Raw genomic sequence first — 15,567 nt, forward strand, 5'->3', positions numbered from 1 at the left:
GGGAGGGCCGTGGAGCCGACGGCGAGGCCGGCGTCGCCCGGAGTGGCGGCACGCCGTTCCCGGTCGCCGCACCGTCCCGTGCTCCGCCGTACGCGGCGGGCGCGGGCTGTCCCTTCCGTAGCCCTTGGAGCCATGGCCGTGCACGTTGCCCTCACCGGCGCCACCGGATTCCTCGGCCTGCGTCTGCTGCGTCGTCTGCTCGACACGCACCGGTCGGTGACGGTTCTCGCGCACGCCGGCTCGGGGGACGCTCTGCACCGCATCGTCCGGTTCTTCGAACTGACCGGCTCCGCCCCGGCGTTCACCGACGCGCTCCCCGAGCGGCTGCGGGTGGTGGAGACCGACCTGGCGCGGCCCCGGCTGGGGCTGTCGGAGCGGGAGTTCCACGAGCTGGCCGACACGATCGGCGCGCTCTGGCACAGCGCGGGGAGCATCAACCTGGAAGCGGACCTCCCGGAGCTGCGCCGGACCAACGTCGAAGGGACGCGGCACGTCCTGGAGCTGGCCGCGGCCGGCCGGCTCAGGCCCCGTGTGCACCACGTCAGTACCGCGTTCGTGGCCGGTGCCCGGCGCGAGGGGGTGGCGTACGAGGACGAGCTGGACGACGCCTTCGGCTTCGAGAACGCCTACGAACACTCCAAGTACGAGGCCGAGTTGCTGGTGCACGAGTGGTCGCGGAAGCACGGCCGGCCGGTCGTGGTCCTGCGGCCGAGCATCCTGGTCACCGACCTGCCACCGCATCCCGAGCTGCCTTCGCACCCGCTCCAGGTCATCGAACGGATCCTGCGGGAGGCGCGAGACGCCTCCGGCCCCGGGGGGCGGCGGGCCGGCGCCCCGGACGTCCGGCCGCGCGTTCGGATGGTCGGGCACCCGCACGGCCGGCTCAACCTCCTCCAGGTGGAGCACGCGGCCGACGTCATGGTGCGGCTGGCCGTCCGGGCCCCTTCGACCGGGGTTGACACGTACCACGTCGTCCACGACCGCGACGTCCCCGTGACGACGGTCGTGGACGTGCTGGAGCGGCTCGTCCCGCTCGCGGTGGAGCTGGTGTCCACCCGTCCGGGCGCGCCGACGGCCCTGGAGGCACTGCTGGACTTCTACCCGGGCATGACCGCCTACCTCGCGCACCGGCGGCGGTTCGACGACACCCGGGTCAGAGCACTGCTGGGCGCCTCGGCCGCGTCCGCCCCGGTGGGGGCCGACTACCTGTGGGCCGGCCTGGCCCCGCGCGCCCGGACGGTGCCCGGGCCGCCGGGCGGAGCGGCGGCCCCGCGCTCCGTTCGCTGCGCCTGACCTGCCGCGTCCAGCTGTTGCCGTTCCCCTCCTCCTCGTTCCGTTGGAGCATCCCCGTGTCCGTCCTCGCAGCTTCCGGCTCCCCCGTGGTGGCCCGGGAGGTCTTCTCCCCCGACGGGATCGCCGCCTGCGCCCGGCGCATCCGTGAGCCCGTCCATCTGGTCTGCGGCCCTGACGGCCGTGAGCGGGGGCTCGCGCTCGGTCCCGTGCCTCCGGACCGGGTACTCGGGACACTGCCGCCGCTGTATCCGGAATGGCTCGGCGGCCGTACGTTCTGCGAGGCGCACGGCGTCCGGTTCCCCTATGTCGCCGGCGAGATGGCGAACGGGATCGCGACCACGGACATGGTGGCGGAGATGGCACGGGCGGAGATGCTGGGCTTCTTCGGCGCGGGCGGCCTGGCGTACGCGGAGGTGGCACGGGCGGTCGACACGCTCGTCCGTGAACTGGGTACGTCGCGGAACTGGGGCGTCAACCTCATCCACTCACCGGCCGAGCCGGAACTGGAGCAGCGCGTCGCCGAACTCCTGGTGCGCCGCGGTGTCCCCGTGGTCTCCGCGTCGGCGTACATGGAGCTGACGCCGGCCGTCGTGTGGTGTGCGGCGCGGGGGCTGCGCCGGGGCGCCGATGGGACGGTCGTCCGGCGTACGCGGATGTTCGCGAAGGTCTCGCGGCCGGAGGTGGCGGAGAGGTTCCTCTCCCCCGCCCCCACCGGGTTGCTGGAGCCGCTCGTGGCCCAGGGCAGGCTGACGCGGGAGGAGGCGGAGCTGGCGGCGTGCGTGCCGGTCGCCGAGGACATCACCGTGGAGGCGGACAGCGGCGGGCACACCGACAACCGGCCGCTGTCGGTTCTGCTGCCGAGGATCGCGGCGCTGCGCGACGCGGTCTGCCTGCGGAACGGCTATCGCAGGCCCGTCCGGATCGGCGCGGCGGGCGGCCTCGGCACACCCGACGCGGTGGCCGCCGCCTTCGCCCTCGGCGCGTCCTACGTGGTGGTGGGGTCGGTGAACCAGACCGCTGTCGAGGCCGGTCTGTGTCCGGAGGCCAAGGCCATGCTGTGCGAGGCGGACATCGCCGACGTGGCGATGGCACCGGCGGCCGACATGTTCGAGCTGGGCGTGAAGCTGCAAGTGCTGTCGCGGGGGACGATGTTCGCCCAGCGGGCCGGCCGGCTCCACGCGGCGTACCGGGCGCACGGCTCGCTGGAGGAGGTCCCGCCCGCTCTGCGGACCACGCTCGAACGAGATGTGCTGGGCGCGTCGTTCGACGAGACCTGGCAGCGCACGCGGTCGTTCTGGGAGCAGCGCGATCCCTCCGAGATCGCGCGCGCGGAGGCGGATCCGAAGCACCGGATGGCGCTGGTCTTCCGTTGGTACCTGGGCAGTTCGAGTCGCTGGGCGATCGAAGGGCAGCCGTCACGGCGTGCGGACTACCAGATCTGGTGCGGGCCTTCGATGGGGTCCTTCAACCGGTGGGTCGCGGGCACACCGCTGGCCGATCCCGCGAACCGGACCGTGGTCGGGATCGCTCTCCACCTGCTCGAGGGTGCCGCGGTACTGACCCGTGCCCATCAACTGCGCACTCATGGCATCCCGTTGCCGCCAGAGGCGTTCACGTACGTTCCGTGCGGGGCGGCATGAGCGGCCCGGGCGTCCCTCGGCCCGCTCCCCGAGGAGATCATGTGCGTGCCTCCGCGCTCAGCCGCGACCCCGTCGCCGTGGTGGGGGTGGGCGCCCTGGTGCCCGGTGCGACGGACGCGGCCGGTTACTGGCGGCTCGTGACCGGCGGGCGGGACCTGATCACGGAAGTGCCCGCGTCCCGCTGGCGGGTCGAGGACCATTACGACCCGGACCCGGCGGCCCCCGACCGGACGTACGCCCGCCGGGGCGCCTTCCTGCCGGAGGTCGGCTTCGACCCGCTGGCGTACGGCATCCCCCCTGCTGTCCTGTCGTCGACGGACAGCTCCCAGCTGCTCGCCCTGATGGTCGCCGACCAGGTGCTGGCGGACGCCGGGGGCAGGGAGCGGGTGGACCCGGACCGGACCGGTGTGGTCCTCGGCGCGGCGGCCCTGGAACTGCTTCCGCACATGTACGGGCGGACGCACCGCCCGGTGTGGCTCGCCGCTCTCCGCGAGAGCGGGTTCCCGGAGGCCGATGCGCGGGCGGTGTGCGACCGGATCTCGGCCCGGTTCGCGCCGTGGCGCGAGTCGACGTTCCCAGGGTTGCTGGGCAACGTCGTCGCGGGCCGGATCGCCAACCGGTTCGATCTGCACGGCATCAACCACACCACCGACGCGGCCTGTGCCAGCTCGCTGGCAGCCCTGTCGACGGCAGTCGGCGAACTGGCCCTCGGCCGGGCGGACCTGGTGATCAGCGGGGGTGTGGACACGGGCAACGACGTCGGCATGTTCCTGTGCTTCTCCAAGACGCCGGCGCTGTCCCCCAGCGGGGACTGCCGGCCGTTCTCCGCGGCGGCTGACGGGACGATGCTGGGCGAGGCCGTCGTCATGTACGCCCTGAAACGGCTGTCGGACGCGGAGCGGGACGGCGACCGCGTCCACGCCGTGATCCGCGGCATCGGCACCTCGTCCGACGGCCGCGGCACCGCGATCTACGCACCGCTGCCCGAGGGCCAGGCACGGGCCCTGCGGCGCGCCTACGAGGAGGCGGGTTACGGACCGGAGACGGTGGAACTCGTCGAGGCGCACGGCACCGGGACCAAGGCCGGGGACACGGCCGAACTCACGGCTCTGAACGAGGTGTTCGGGGCATCGCGGCGGCCGGACGGGCAGTGGTGCGCGATCGGCTCGGTCAAGTCCCAGATCGGCCACACCAAGTGTGCGGCGGGTGCGGCGGGGCTGCTGAAGGCGGTCATGGCCCTGCGCCACCAGGTACTGCCGCCGACGGTGAAGGTCGAGCGGCCGAACCCGGAGGCGGCCCGGCCCGACGGTCCGTTCTACGTGAACACCGAGACGCGTCCGTGGGTACGGCCTCCGGGCCATCCCCGCCGGGCCTCGGTCTCCAGCTTCGGGTTCGGCGGCAGCAACTTCCACGTCACGCTGGAGGAGTACGTGCCTTCGGGCGGCAGGGCCCGGCCGGTGCCGCGCCACCGCTCGACGCCGAGCGAGCTCGTCCTGTTCAGCGGGGACTCCCCCGGCAAGCTGGTGCCTCCGCCGGCGGACGGGGGCCGACCGCTCGCGGCACTGGCCCGGGAGAGCCAGGCGTCCTTCGACCGCGCCGCCCCGGTGCGCCTGGCGATCGTGGCCTCCGACGGGGAGGAGCTGCGGGAGAAGTACGACCGCGCCCTCGCGCTGATCGGGCAGCGCCCCGGCACGGCGTTCGCCACACCGTTCGGCGCCCGGTACGCGTGCGGGGAGCCGGCTCCCGGACGTATCGGTTTCCTGTTCTCCGGGCAGGGTTCGCAGTACGTGGGGATGGGTGCCGGCGCGGCCATGCTGGTCCCCGCGGCACAGGCCGTGTGGGACCGCCTGGGGGGCACCGCCTTCGACGGACAGCCTCTGCACCGTGTGGTGTTCCCGCCACCCGCCTTCGGCGACGAGGAGCGCGCGGCCCGGCAGGCGCTGCTGGACGCCACCGAGTGGGCGCAGCCGGCGCTGGCGGTGCACGCGCTGGCGCTGCTGGAGGTGGTGCGGGAGCTGGGGCTGCGCCCGGACTGTGTGGCGGGGCACAGCTTCGGTGAGCTGACGGCGCTGCACCGCGCGGGCGTGCTGGACGCCGGGGCACTGCTGGGCCTCGCCCGGCGCCGTGGCGAGCTGATGCGGGATGCGGCGGGCGTGCCGGGGGCGATGCTGGCCGTGGCGACGGACCGCGACCATGTCGCGCGGGTGCTGGCCGGAGGGGCGTTCGGGGATGTCTGGCCCGCGAATCACAACGCGCCTCGCCAGGTGGTCCTTTCGGGCTCGGCGGACGCTGTCGCACGCGCCGGGGAGGCGTTCGCCGCCGAAGGTGTGGCCACCCGGCGGCTGGCCACGTCGACCGCCTTCCACAGTCCGGTCGTCGCCCCGGCCGCGGAGCCGCTGGCCGCGTACCTGCGGTCGGTGCCGCTGCGGGCGCCCGGGATCGAGGTCTACGGCAACGCGGACGCGGCACCGTACCCCACGGATCCGGAGGAGGTGCGCCGTCGGATCGCCGGCCACCTCGCCTCACCGGTGCTCTTCCAGGACCAGATCGAGGCCATGTACGCGAGCGGGGTGCGCACGTTCGTCGAGATCGGCCCGGGCAACGCGCTGACCGTTCTGGCCGGACAGACCCTCGGCGACCGGCCGCACACCGCCGTCTCCCTGGACGGGCCCGGCCGGAACGGAACCGGCGGCCTGCACGCGGCACTCGGCGAGCTGTCCGTGCGCGGTGTGCCCCTCGACCTCGGCGCTCTCTGGGCGCCCTACGACTCGCCCGAGACCTCAGCGAAGGAGCGCGAGCCCCGAATGACGGTGAAGATCAGCGGAGCCAACCACGGTCAGCTCCCCCCGCCCCGTGCCGCGGCCGCCGGACCGCTCGGTGAGCCGGCGCCCCGGCCGCGTCCCCCGCACGTACCCGAGCCCGAGATCCAGGCGGCCCCCATGCCCGCGCACCTCACCTCCCCCGTGCCCACGCAGACCGCGGGTGCTGTCGGCGCCCCGGTCTCCGCCGCCGCGCCCGAGACCCCGGGCCCCCTGGGCCCGGATCTGTACGCGGCCTTGGACCAGATGCACCGGCAGACGGCGGAGGCCCACGTGGCCTGTCAGCGCATGCTGGTCGACAGCCACCTGGCGTTTCTCCGGATGACCGAGACGAGCATGTCCGCGATGCTCGGCGTGCCGCTCGCCGGGGACGCGCCCGTCCTTCCGGCTCCCACGGCACCGCTGCCGCTCCCCCGCCCTGCGGCGCCCGCCCCGGTGCCGGTGCCGGCTCCCGCGTTCGCACCCGCCCCACCGGCCGCCGTCGCCCCGGTGCCCGAGCCCGCCCCAGCCGCTCCGGCGCCGGCCGCGGGACTGGCTTCCGATCCGGCCGATGACGCCGGGCCGCGGTCCCTCTCGCCCTCGGAACTGCGGGACGTCCTTCTGTCGGTGGTGGCCCGGCTCACCGGCTACCCGGCCGAGATGCTCGACGTGGACATGGAGTTGGAGGCGGATCTGGGCGTCGACTCCATCAAGCGCGTCGAGATCCTGTCGGCCGTCCGCCGCGAAGTGGGCGACCTGGCGTCCGGGGACGTCGGACGCCTGGGCCGGCTCCGCACCCTGCGCGAGATCGTCGACGCGCTCGTCACGGGCCCCACGCCCGTGGAGGCGCCCGCCGCCGTCGCGGAAGCCGGCGCTCCGGAGGATGCCGGGTTTCCCGTCCCCGACGCCCGCTCCGGCGAGGACGTGACTCTGACGCGGCTCGTGCCGCACCTGGTGGAGACCCCTGCGTCCGGCCTGGCGACGGCGGGGCTGCTGGACGGGCCGGTCGTGGTCACCGGCGAGGGTCCGGACGGGTGCGGGCTGACCGGTCTCGTCGCCCGGAAGCTGGTGGAGCGGGGCGTGGACGCCACCGCCATGGCCGAGGTTCCGTCGGGCGCGCGGGCCGTCGTCCATCTCGGCGCGCTCACCGCGGCGGGTGCACCGGACGAGGCGAGGGAGGTCCACCGTTCGGCGCTCCGTGCGGCACGCACGGTGGCGGCGCGGGCGGCCGAGGGCGACGCCTTGTTCGTGGCCGTGCAGGACACCGGAGGCGACTTCGGCCTCGGCGGCCGCAGCGGCGAACGTGCCTGGCTCGGCGGGGTCGCCGGACTGGTCAGGACAGCGGCGAAGGAGTGGCCGGACGGGTCGTGCAGGGTCATCGACTGCGAGCGGGGCGGCCGGGACGACGAAGCGGTCGCCGAGGCGGTCGTACGGGAATTGCTCGACGGCGGAGCCGACCCGGAGACCGGTCTCCGGGCCGACGGCTCACGGCACGTCCCGCGCCTGCTGCCCGCCCCGGCCGCCCCCTCCGGCGGCGTCCGGATCACCTCCGCGTCGGTGATCGTGGCCACCGGCGGCGCCCGGGGGGTCACTGCCGCCGCCCTGCGGGACCTGGCCAGGGCCCACCGTCCGAGGATCGCGCTGCTGGGCAGGACCGATCCGGACGCCGAGCCCGACGGGCTCGGCGCGGCGACCGACGAGGAAGCGCTCACCAGCCTGCTGGCCCGACGTGCCGATGGGGCCGGGGCGGGCGCACCGCCCGCGCGGATCGCGGCCCGGGCGCGGGAGATTCTTGCCGCACGCGAGGTGCGGGCGACACTGGCGGCCCTGGAGGCGGCCGGTTCCCCCGTGCGGTACGTCCAGGTGGACACCCGTGACGGGGATGCCCTGGCCGCGGCCCTGCGCGAGGTCCGTGACACGTGGGGTCCGGTCACCGGTCTCGTGCACGGTGCGGGGGTGCTGGCCGACAAGCGGATCGCCGACAAGAGCGACGAGCAGGCCGAGCTGGTGATGTCCACCAAGGTGGACGGTCTGCGGGCCCTGCTGGCGGCGACGGCCGACGATCCCCTGGACACGATCGTCCTGTTCTCCTCGGTGGCCGCCGTGTTCGGCAATCCGGGGCAGTGCGACTACGCGATGGCCAACGAGATCCTGCACCAGGTGGCGTCGGCAGAGCAGGCCCGCCGCCCCGACTGCCTGGTGCGCTGCGTGGCCTGGGGGCCTTGGCAGGGCGGGATGGTCACCCCGTCCCTCGCGGCGCACTTCCGCCGGTCCGGGGTGCCGCTCATTCCCCTGGCGCCGGGCGCCGCCGCCTTCACGGCCGAGGTGGCCGGCCCGGCCGGTGAGCCCAGGGTCGTGCTGGTGGCCGGGGACGACCCGGCGGCCGTCGCACCGGCCGGCGGCCCGTCCAGGGCGCAGGTCCTCGTCCGCGCGGACTCGCTGCCGCAGCTGGCGGACCACGCGCCCGCCGATGTGCCGGTGCTGCCCGTGGCGATGGCCCTGAACTGGTTCGCGGGTGCCGGCGCGGCATGGCTCCCGGCCCCCGGTCCACTCGTCGTGCGGGAATTGCGCGTGTACCGGACGTGCGCCCTGCCCGACCTGGCGGGTGGGGGCCACCGGCTCACCCTGCTCGGCAGCCGGGGCGCGCCCGGTGCGCCGTCCGGGCTCGAGGCCGAGCTACGGGGCGAGGCCGGTCCGGCGTACTTCCGGGCGGTCCTGGACACCGGGGGCGGGAGGCCGGCCGCGGGCGCCTGGGCGGCACCCGAGTCCTTGAAGCCGCTCGGCCCGGCCGGCCCGTACGAGGGGACGGCCCTCTTCCACGGCCCCCGGTTCCATGCCCTGCGCGCGGTGCGCGGTGTCTCGGAGGACGGCGCCTACGCGGTCGTCGCGGGTGTCCGCGGTCTGGGCTGGGCAGGTCCCCATGGGGCTCTGGACGCCGCCGCGGTGGACGGCGCCCTCCAACTCGCTCTGCTGTGGGCCGAGGTGGCCCTGGGGGCGGAGACGCTGCCGATGGCGGTGGCCGAGTGCCGTGTGCACCGGCGCGGCCCGGTGGACGGCGAGGTGCGGTGTGTGGTGCGGGGCCGGAAGACGCATGCCACGGGCGCGCGGTGCGACGCGGCCCTGATCGACGCCGACGGGGGTGTCCTGCTGGAGCTGACCGGCGTGGAACTCGTCCGCCGCCCCTCCTGACACCACCGGCCCCCGGTCTCCGCCTCCCCGCCGCTGAAGTGAGCATCCGTATGGATTTCGAACCGATCGCCGTCGTCGGCCGGGGCTGTGTGCTGCCCGGTGCCCTGGACCCCGACGCGTTCTGGGCGGACATCGCCGCCGGCCGCACCAGCCTGTCGGCCGCTCCGGCCGGCCGTTGGAGGGTCCCGCGCCATCGGGTCATGGGCTCGGTGGACGACCATGTCGACCGCACCTGGACGGAGACCGGCGGCTACGTCGAGGGGTTCGAGTCCGTCTTCGACCCCAGCGGTTTCGCGATCGGACCCGAGCGGATCGGTGCGCTGGACCCGCTGTTCCACTGGGTCCTGTACGGCGCCCGGCAGGCCCTCGCCGAGGCGGGCCGGCCGGGGCCGTTGCCGCGCGGTGGTCTGGTGCTGGGCAATCTGTCGTACCCGACACAGGCCGGGGCCGCCTTCGCCGAACACGTATGGCTGTCGGAACAGCGCCCATCGCTCCGCGACGCCATGCTCCGGGGCGGGCGCCGTGCGCGTCCCGATGCCCGCAACCGCTTCTCCTCCGGACTGCCGGCGGCGCTCGCGGCCCGGGCGCTCGGGCTCGGGGCCGGGGCGTGGTCCCTCGACGCGGCCTGCGCCTCCTCCCTGTACGCGGTGAAGCTGGCGTGCGACCGGCTGCACGACGGCACCGCCGACCTCATGGTGGCCGGTGCGGTCAGCCGGCCCGACCCGCTCTATCTCCACGTGGGGTTCTGCGCCCTGTCCGCGACCAGCCGGACGGGGCGAAGCCGTCCGTTCCAACGGGACGCGGACGGGCTGGTGCACGGCGAGGGTGCCGGGTTCGTCGCGCTCATGCGGCTGCCGGACGCCGTGGAGGCCGGGCTTCCGGTGCTCGGCGTGATCCGGGGCGCGGGGCTCTCCAACGACGGGCGCGGCGCCGGGCTGATCAGCCCGTCGGAGGCGGGACAGGTACGGGCCATGCGTCTGGCGTACGCGAGGGCGGGCGTCGCGCCCGAGTCGGTGGCGCTGGTCGAGTGCCATGCGACGGGAACACCTGTCGGTGACGCCGTCGAGGCACGGGCCATGGCCCGGGTCTTCGCGGGCGCGGCGGACACGCCCATCGGCTCGGTGAAGTCGAACATCGGGCATCTGCTGGCCTCGGCGGGCATGTCCGGGCTGCTGAAGGTGCTCGGCGCGCTGCAGGCGGGGGTGCGTCCGGCGACACCGGGTGTACGACGGCCGCTGGACGCGCTGGCGGGCACACCGTTGCGGGTGCTGACGGAGCCGGAGCAGTGGACGGGGCCTCGCCGGGCGGCGGTGAGTGCGTTCGGCTTCGGCGGGACCAACGCCCACGTCGTCGTGGACCATCCCGACGAGGTGCGCCGGGCCGCCGTGCCGCGGCCGGCGCGGAAGTCGCCGGACGCTCCGGAGCGTCGGGCACCGGTGGCCATCGTCGCGGTCGGCGCCCGGGTGGGTGACGGGACGTCCGCGGAGGATCTGCGCCGGGCCGTCCTGGGCGGCGAACGGCGAGGCCCCGCGCAGGAGTTCGCGGTAGCACTCAAGGACCTGTGCTTCCCGCCGGTGTCCCTGGAGCGGACCGTACGCCATCAGCTTCTGGTCCTGGAGGCCGCCCGGGAGGCGGTGCGGGCGGTGGCGCTTCCCCGTGAACGGACCATGGTGGTCATCGGCATGGGGGTGGATCCGGAGGTGGCGCGTGCGGGGGCCCGGTGGCGGGTGCCGCACTGGCTGGAGGAGGCGGGGCAGGCAGGCGCCGTGCCGGCGGACCGGGCGCGGGACGCGTTCGCCCCGGCGATGACGGCGGAGGGGGTGGTGGGGAGCATGCCGAACCTCGCGGCCAATCGCATCAGCACCCAACTGGATCTGGGCGGACCCGGGTTCACTGTCTCGGCGGAGGAGGCGTCCGGGCCGGTCGGACTGGAGCTCGCGGCGCGAGCGCTGCGTGCGGGCGAAGCCGACGCCGCGCTCGTCGGCGCCGCCGACGTGTCCTGCGAGGCGGTGCACCGGGCCGCCCTGCGGGAGTTGGGGCAGGAGGGCGAGCCGGGGGACGCGGCCGTCGTCCTCGTGCTCAAGCTGCTGGATACCGCGCGCAGGGACGGCGACGAGGTCGTCGCCCTGCTGGACGACGGGTGCGTCGACGAACCCGATCTGGTGATCGGCGACGGTCCGGACGCGGCGTTCGATCCCTCGGCGGCCTTCGGACGCGCGCATGCGGCGTCCGGGCTGGTCTCCGTCGCCGTCGCCGCGATCGCCCTCCAGCACCGTGCCGTGCCCCGGCCGGACGGCCCGGCCGACGCCGGGGCGGTCTCCCACAGCGCGCGAGCCGTGGTGAGACCGGTGGAGGGGCCCGCCGTGCACGTACGCCTTCGCGCGGGGGACGCGCGGCCGTGGCTGCGCGGGCCGGCTCCGCGCCTGCGTGTGTACTCCGGTGCGGACCGCCACGAGGTACTGGCCGCGATGGACGCGGATGTGCGCTCCGATGCCGGCCCGGCACGGCTGGCATTCGTGACCGACGGCGACGGCGTGTCCTCGGAGCTCACGGAGGCGGCCCGCCGCTGGCTGACCGAGGGCGGGCCGCGGCCGGCGGGCGTGCGGTTCCGGGACCGGCCGGTGAGCGGGCAGACCGCGTTCGTGTACACCAACGGCTCGGCCGCGTACGAGGGAATGGGCCACGAGCTGATGCTCGCGCTGCCCTCGCTCGGTGCGGCCGTACGGGAGGCCCACCGCGCGCTCGGTACGCGGCTGCGGTCCGGGCCGCCCGGCGGGGTGCTCCGGCAGATCTGGTGCGCGGCCGAACTGGCGGTCGGCCACACGGTGTTCAGCCGGGACGTGCTCGGGCTCCGACCGGATGCCGCGCTCGGGTACTCCTCCGGCGAGTCGACCGCGCTGGTCGCGCTGGGCGCCTGGCCCGACGCCTCGGGCCTGTACGGGACGACCCGGGACAGCGGTCTGTTCACGACCGAACTCACCGGCGAGCTGCGGGCGGTGCGGCGCCACTGGCGGCGTCACGGCATCAGGGGCTCCCGGTGGTCGAGCTACCTGGTCGGTGCGGGCGCGGATGCCGTCCGTGCGGCGCTCGCCGGGGAGCCCGCCGTCCATCTGATGGCGGTGAACGCGCCCGGCGTGTGTGTCGTCGGCGGCGAGTCCGAGGCGTGTGCGGCCGTCGTGGGCGGGCTGGGTGCCGAGTTCGCCGTCGAGCTGGACTACGACTTGGCGGCCCACGCCCCGGAGCTGGCGGAGGTCCGCGAGGTGTGGCGCGCGACCCACCACCGGCCCACCGTGGAGGTGCCGGGCGTGCGGTTCTACAGCGGAGCCACCGGGCAGGCATATCCGCTGTCGGCCGACGGGGCGGCAGACGCGGTCACCGCCCAGGGCATGGGCACGATCGACTTCGCTGCGATGGTGGAGCAGGCGTGGGCGGACGGCGTCCGCGTCTTCGTCGAGCACGGGCCGCAGAAGCTGTGCACCGGGTGGATCAAGCGGGTGCTGGGCGACCGGGAGCACGTCGCCGTGGCGCTGGACGCCCCCCGGGACACCGGGCTGCGGCAGCTGTGCCTCGCGGTGGCCGAACTCGTCGTCGCCGGGGTGCCGGTGCGCGCCGATGAACTGCTCGGCCGGCTCGCGGACGCCGCTACGGAGCTCCCCGAACCGGGGCCCTCGGTGGCCCTGCCGCCGGTCCCGTCCCCGCGTCTGCCCCATCCCGCGCCCTCCGTGCCGGCCCTCCCCAGGGCCCCGCTCCTGGCACCGGTCCCCTGCCACGTTCCGGGGCGGTCCGCGGCTGCCCTCGTACCGTCGGCGCGGGAGCCGGGCGGGACCGGGCCCGGGGCCGTCGGGGCCCCGGTGGCCGAGGGCCCCCGGGCCGCCGTCGCCCGGCTGGGGCTGCGGGCCGCCGAGACGCACCAGGAGGTGATGGCCCGCCTCGCCGAGGGCCATCAGCGCTTTCTTCGCATGTCGGGGCTGGCCGTCGCGGCGCTGGCGCGCACCGGCACACCGGCACGTCCCGTGGGGCCCGTACCGCCGCCGGGACTCACTGCGCACCGCCCGGCCGTGGCGCTCGCGCCTCCGGCGGGTGCGCCGGAGCCGTCCGAACCGAAACCGGGGCCGAAGTTCGACCGCGCCCAGCTGGAGTACCTCGCGACGCAGAAGATCTCCGCCCTGTTCGGGGCCCGGTTCGCCGAGCAGGACGGATACGCGGTGCAGACCCGCATGCCCGCACCGCCGATGCTGTTCGCCGACCGGGTCACCGGCATCGACGCGGTGCCCGCGGCGCTCGCCATGCCGGGGCCGGTGCGCACCGACGGCAGGATCTGGACGGAGACCGACATCCGGCCGGACAGCTGGTACCTGGACTCCACCGGCCACATGCCGTCCGGTGTCCTGATCGAGGCGGGTCAGGCGGACCTGCTCCTGCTCAGCTGGCTGGGCGCGGACCTCCTCAACCGGGGTGAACGCGCCTACCGGCTGCTCGGCTGCGAGGTCACCTTCCACGGGGCGCCGCCGCGAGCCGGGGACACGCTGCGTTTCGAGATCCACATCGACGGCCACGCGGAGGCCGACGGTGTGCGCCTGGCCTTCTTCCACTACGACTGCCATGTCGACGGCGAACTCCGGCTCAGTGTCCGCGAGGGCCGGGCCGGCTTCTTCACCCCCGCGGAGCTCGCCGGTGGCGGCGGTGTCCGGTGGGACCCGGCCGGATATCCGCCCGATGACGGCGAAGGTCTGCCGCTCGACCCGCCGGCCGTCCCCTGCACCCGGCACCGGTTCGGCACGGACGAGCTGCGGGCGCTGGCGGAAGGGCGGCCGGTGGACTGTTTCGGCCCCGGCTGGGAGGCGACGGCGGCCCATGTCCGCACGCCGAGGCTCGACGGGGAGAGGCTGCGGCTGCTGGACGAGGTGAGCGAGTTCGACCCGGCGGGCGGGCCGTGGGGTCGCGGGTATCTGCGCGCCGAAACCCCGTTGTCGCCGGACGACTGGTTCTTCTCCGGGCACTTCCACAACGATCCGTGCATGCCGGGAACGCTGATGCTCCAGGGCGGACTCCAGGCCATGGCCTTCTATCTGACGGCCATGGGCTGCACCGTCGCACGGGACGGCTGGCGCTTCGAACCCGTGACCGGGCGGCCCTACACGGCCATGTGCCGGGGCCAGGCGACCCCGGCGGACCGGCGGGTCGTCTACGAGGTGTTCGTACGGGGCGTGTCGACCGGCCCCGTGCCGACGCTCCACGCCGATGTGCTGGGCTCCGTGGACGGGATGAAGGCGTTCCTGGGGCGCGGGATGGCGCTGCGGCTGGTGCCCGACTGGCCGCTGACGCAGTGGCGGCACACGGGGCCGCCCGCCGTGCAGACGGACGCGGTCGCGTTGCCGCCGCAGCGGCTGGGCGGGCTGGCCGGCCATCGCGAGGAGCGGCCCGTGGCGACCGCGGCCGACGGCTTCCGGTTCGGCTACCCCTCGCTGCTCGCCTGCGCCTGGGGCCGGCCGAGCGAGGCGTTCGGCCCGATGTACGAGCGTTTCGACGGCACCCGGGGCGTGGCACGGCTGCCCGGTCCCCCCTACCACTTCATGAGCCGGATCGTGTCGGTGGACGGGCCGCAGGGCGGGATGCGGGAGGGGAGTGCGGTCGTCGCGGAGTACGACGTTCCGGACCGGGCCTGGTTCTTCGAGCAGAGCGGTGGCCGCACCATGCCGTTCGCGGTGCTGATGGAGGCGGTGCTGCAACCGTGCGGCTGGCTCGCCTCGTACGTGGGCAGCGCACTGGCCTCGGACGTGGACCTGCTGTTCCGCAACCTCGACGGAACGGGGACGGTCACCGGCGAGGTGACTCCGGCGACGCGCACCGTCCGGACCCGGGCCGAACTGACGCGGCTCTCCCGCAGCGGGGACCTGGTCATCGAATCGTTCCGGGTGTCGTGCACGGCGGACGGTGTGCCGGTGTTCGCGCTCGACACGGTCTTCGGCTTCTTCCCCCGGTCCGCCTTCGCCGACCAGCAGGGCGTCCCGGTGTCGGCCGACGAGCGCGCCCGTCTCTCCGAGCCCTGCGCCCGCACCGTCGACCTGGCCACCCGGCCCGGCCGCTTCTGCGGCGGGCGGCTCCGGCTGCCGGGGCCCATGCTGCTGATGCTGGACCGCGTCACCGGTTACTGGCCTCAGGGAGGCTCCGCGGGGCTGGGCAGGCTGCGTTCGGAGAAGGACGTCCGCCCGGACGCCTGGTTCTTCCGGGCCCATTTCTTCCAGGACCCGGTGCAGCCCGGCTCCCTCGGCGTCGAGGCGATGTGCCAACTCCTCCAGTACTACCTGCTGGAGCGCGACGCGGCCGAGGGCATCCCCGGCCCCAGGTTCGAGCCGGTGCTGCCCGGCCGGGAGACCGCGTGGACGTATCGCGGCCAGATCACCCCGGCCCACCGGCTGATCCGGGTGGACATGGACATCGTGGAGGCGGGCCGGGACGAGCGGGGCCCCTACGCGGTGGCGGACGCGACGCTGTGGGGCGACGACGTCTGCATCTACCGCGTACGGGGTCTGGGGATGCGCGTGGTGCCGGGTGACACCGGCTCCGCCGCGATCCCCACGGGCGGGCCGGCACCGTGTTGACCTGAAGTGCGCTTGAGTCTCTAGCGTGCTCCCGAGTCCAGCACC

General features: G+C 75.0%; 4 protein-coding genes. All 4 read left to right on the forward strand.

Features of this window, described 5'->3' with window-relative positions; all coding sequences use genetic code 11:
• Positions 1-132 precede the first annotated feature (132 nt).
• The 4 genes from ACN6LM_RS21930 to ACN6LM_RS21945 are packed head-to-tail and all read left to right on the forward strand — an operon-like array spanning position 133 to position 15,522.
• A complete protein-coding gene (locus ACN6LM_RS21930) occupies positions 133-1,293 on the forward strand; it encodes an SDR family oxidoreductase (RefSeq protein ID WP_445067075.1) in 1,161 nt (386 codons plus the stop codon).
• Positions 1,294-1,349: 56 nt separating this feature from the next.
• Positions 1,350-2,933 (forward strand): PfaD family polyunsaturated fatty acid/polyketide biosynthesis protein, encoded by a 1,584-nt coding sequence (locus tag ACN6LM_RS21935; protein ID WP_445067076.1) that lies wholly within the window; start codon positions 1,350-1,352, stop codon positions 2,931-2,933.
• Positions 2,930-8,920 carry an SDR family NAD(P)-dependent oxidoreductase gene (locus ACN6LM_RS21940; protein WP_445067077.1) on the forward strand — a complete coding sequence of 1,997 codons (5,991 nt, stop codon included), beginning with the start codon at positions 2,930-2,932 and terminating at the stop codon, positions 8,918-8,920. The genes ACN6LM_RS21935 and ACN6LM_RS21940 overlap by 4 nt, the downstream gene beginning before the upstream one ends.
• Before the next feature lie 50 nt (positions 8,921-8,970).
• Entirely contained in the window at positions 8,971-15,522 is a 6,552-nt protein-coding gene (locus tag ACN6LM_RS21945; protein ID WP_445067078.1) for a beta-ketoacyl synthase N-terminal-like domain-containing protein, read from the forward strand.
• The last annotated feature ends 45 nt before the right edge of the window (positions 15,523-15,567 follow it).

Source organism: Streptomyces sp. SAS_281 (assembly GCF_052542855.1).

Bases quoted from the DNA above. Each gene is read 5' to 3' on its own strand.
- ACN6LM_RS21930 (WP_445067075.1), top strand. From the start codon at position 133: ATGGCCGTGCACGTTGCCCTCACCGGCGCCACCGGATTCCTCGGCCTG.
- ACN6LM_RS21940 (WP_445067077.1), top strand. From the start codon at position 2,930: ATGAGCGGCCCGGGCGTCCCTCGGCCCGCTCCCCGAGGAGATCATGTG.
- ACN6LM_RS21945 (WP_445067078.1), top strand. From the start codon at position 8,971: ATGGATTTCGAACCGATCGCCGTCGTCGGCCGGGGCTGTGTGCTGCCC.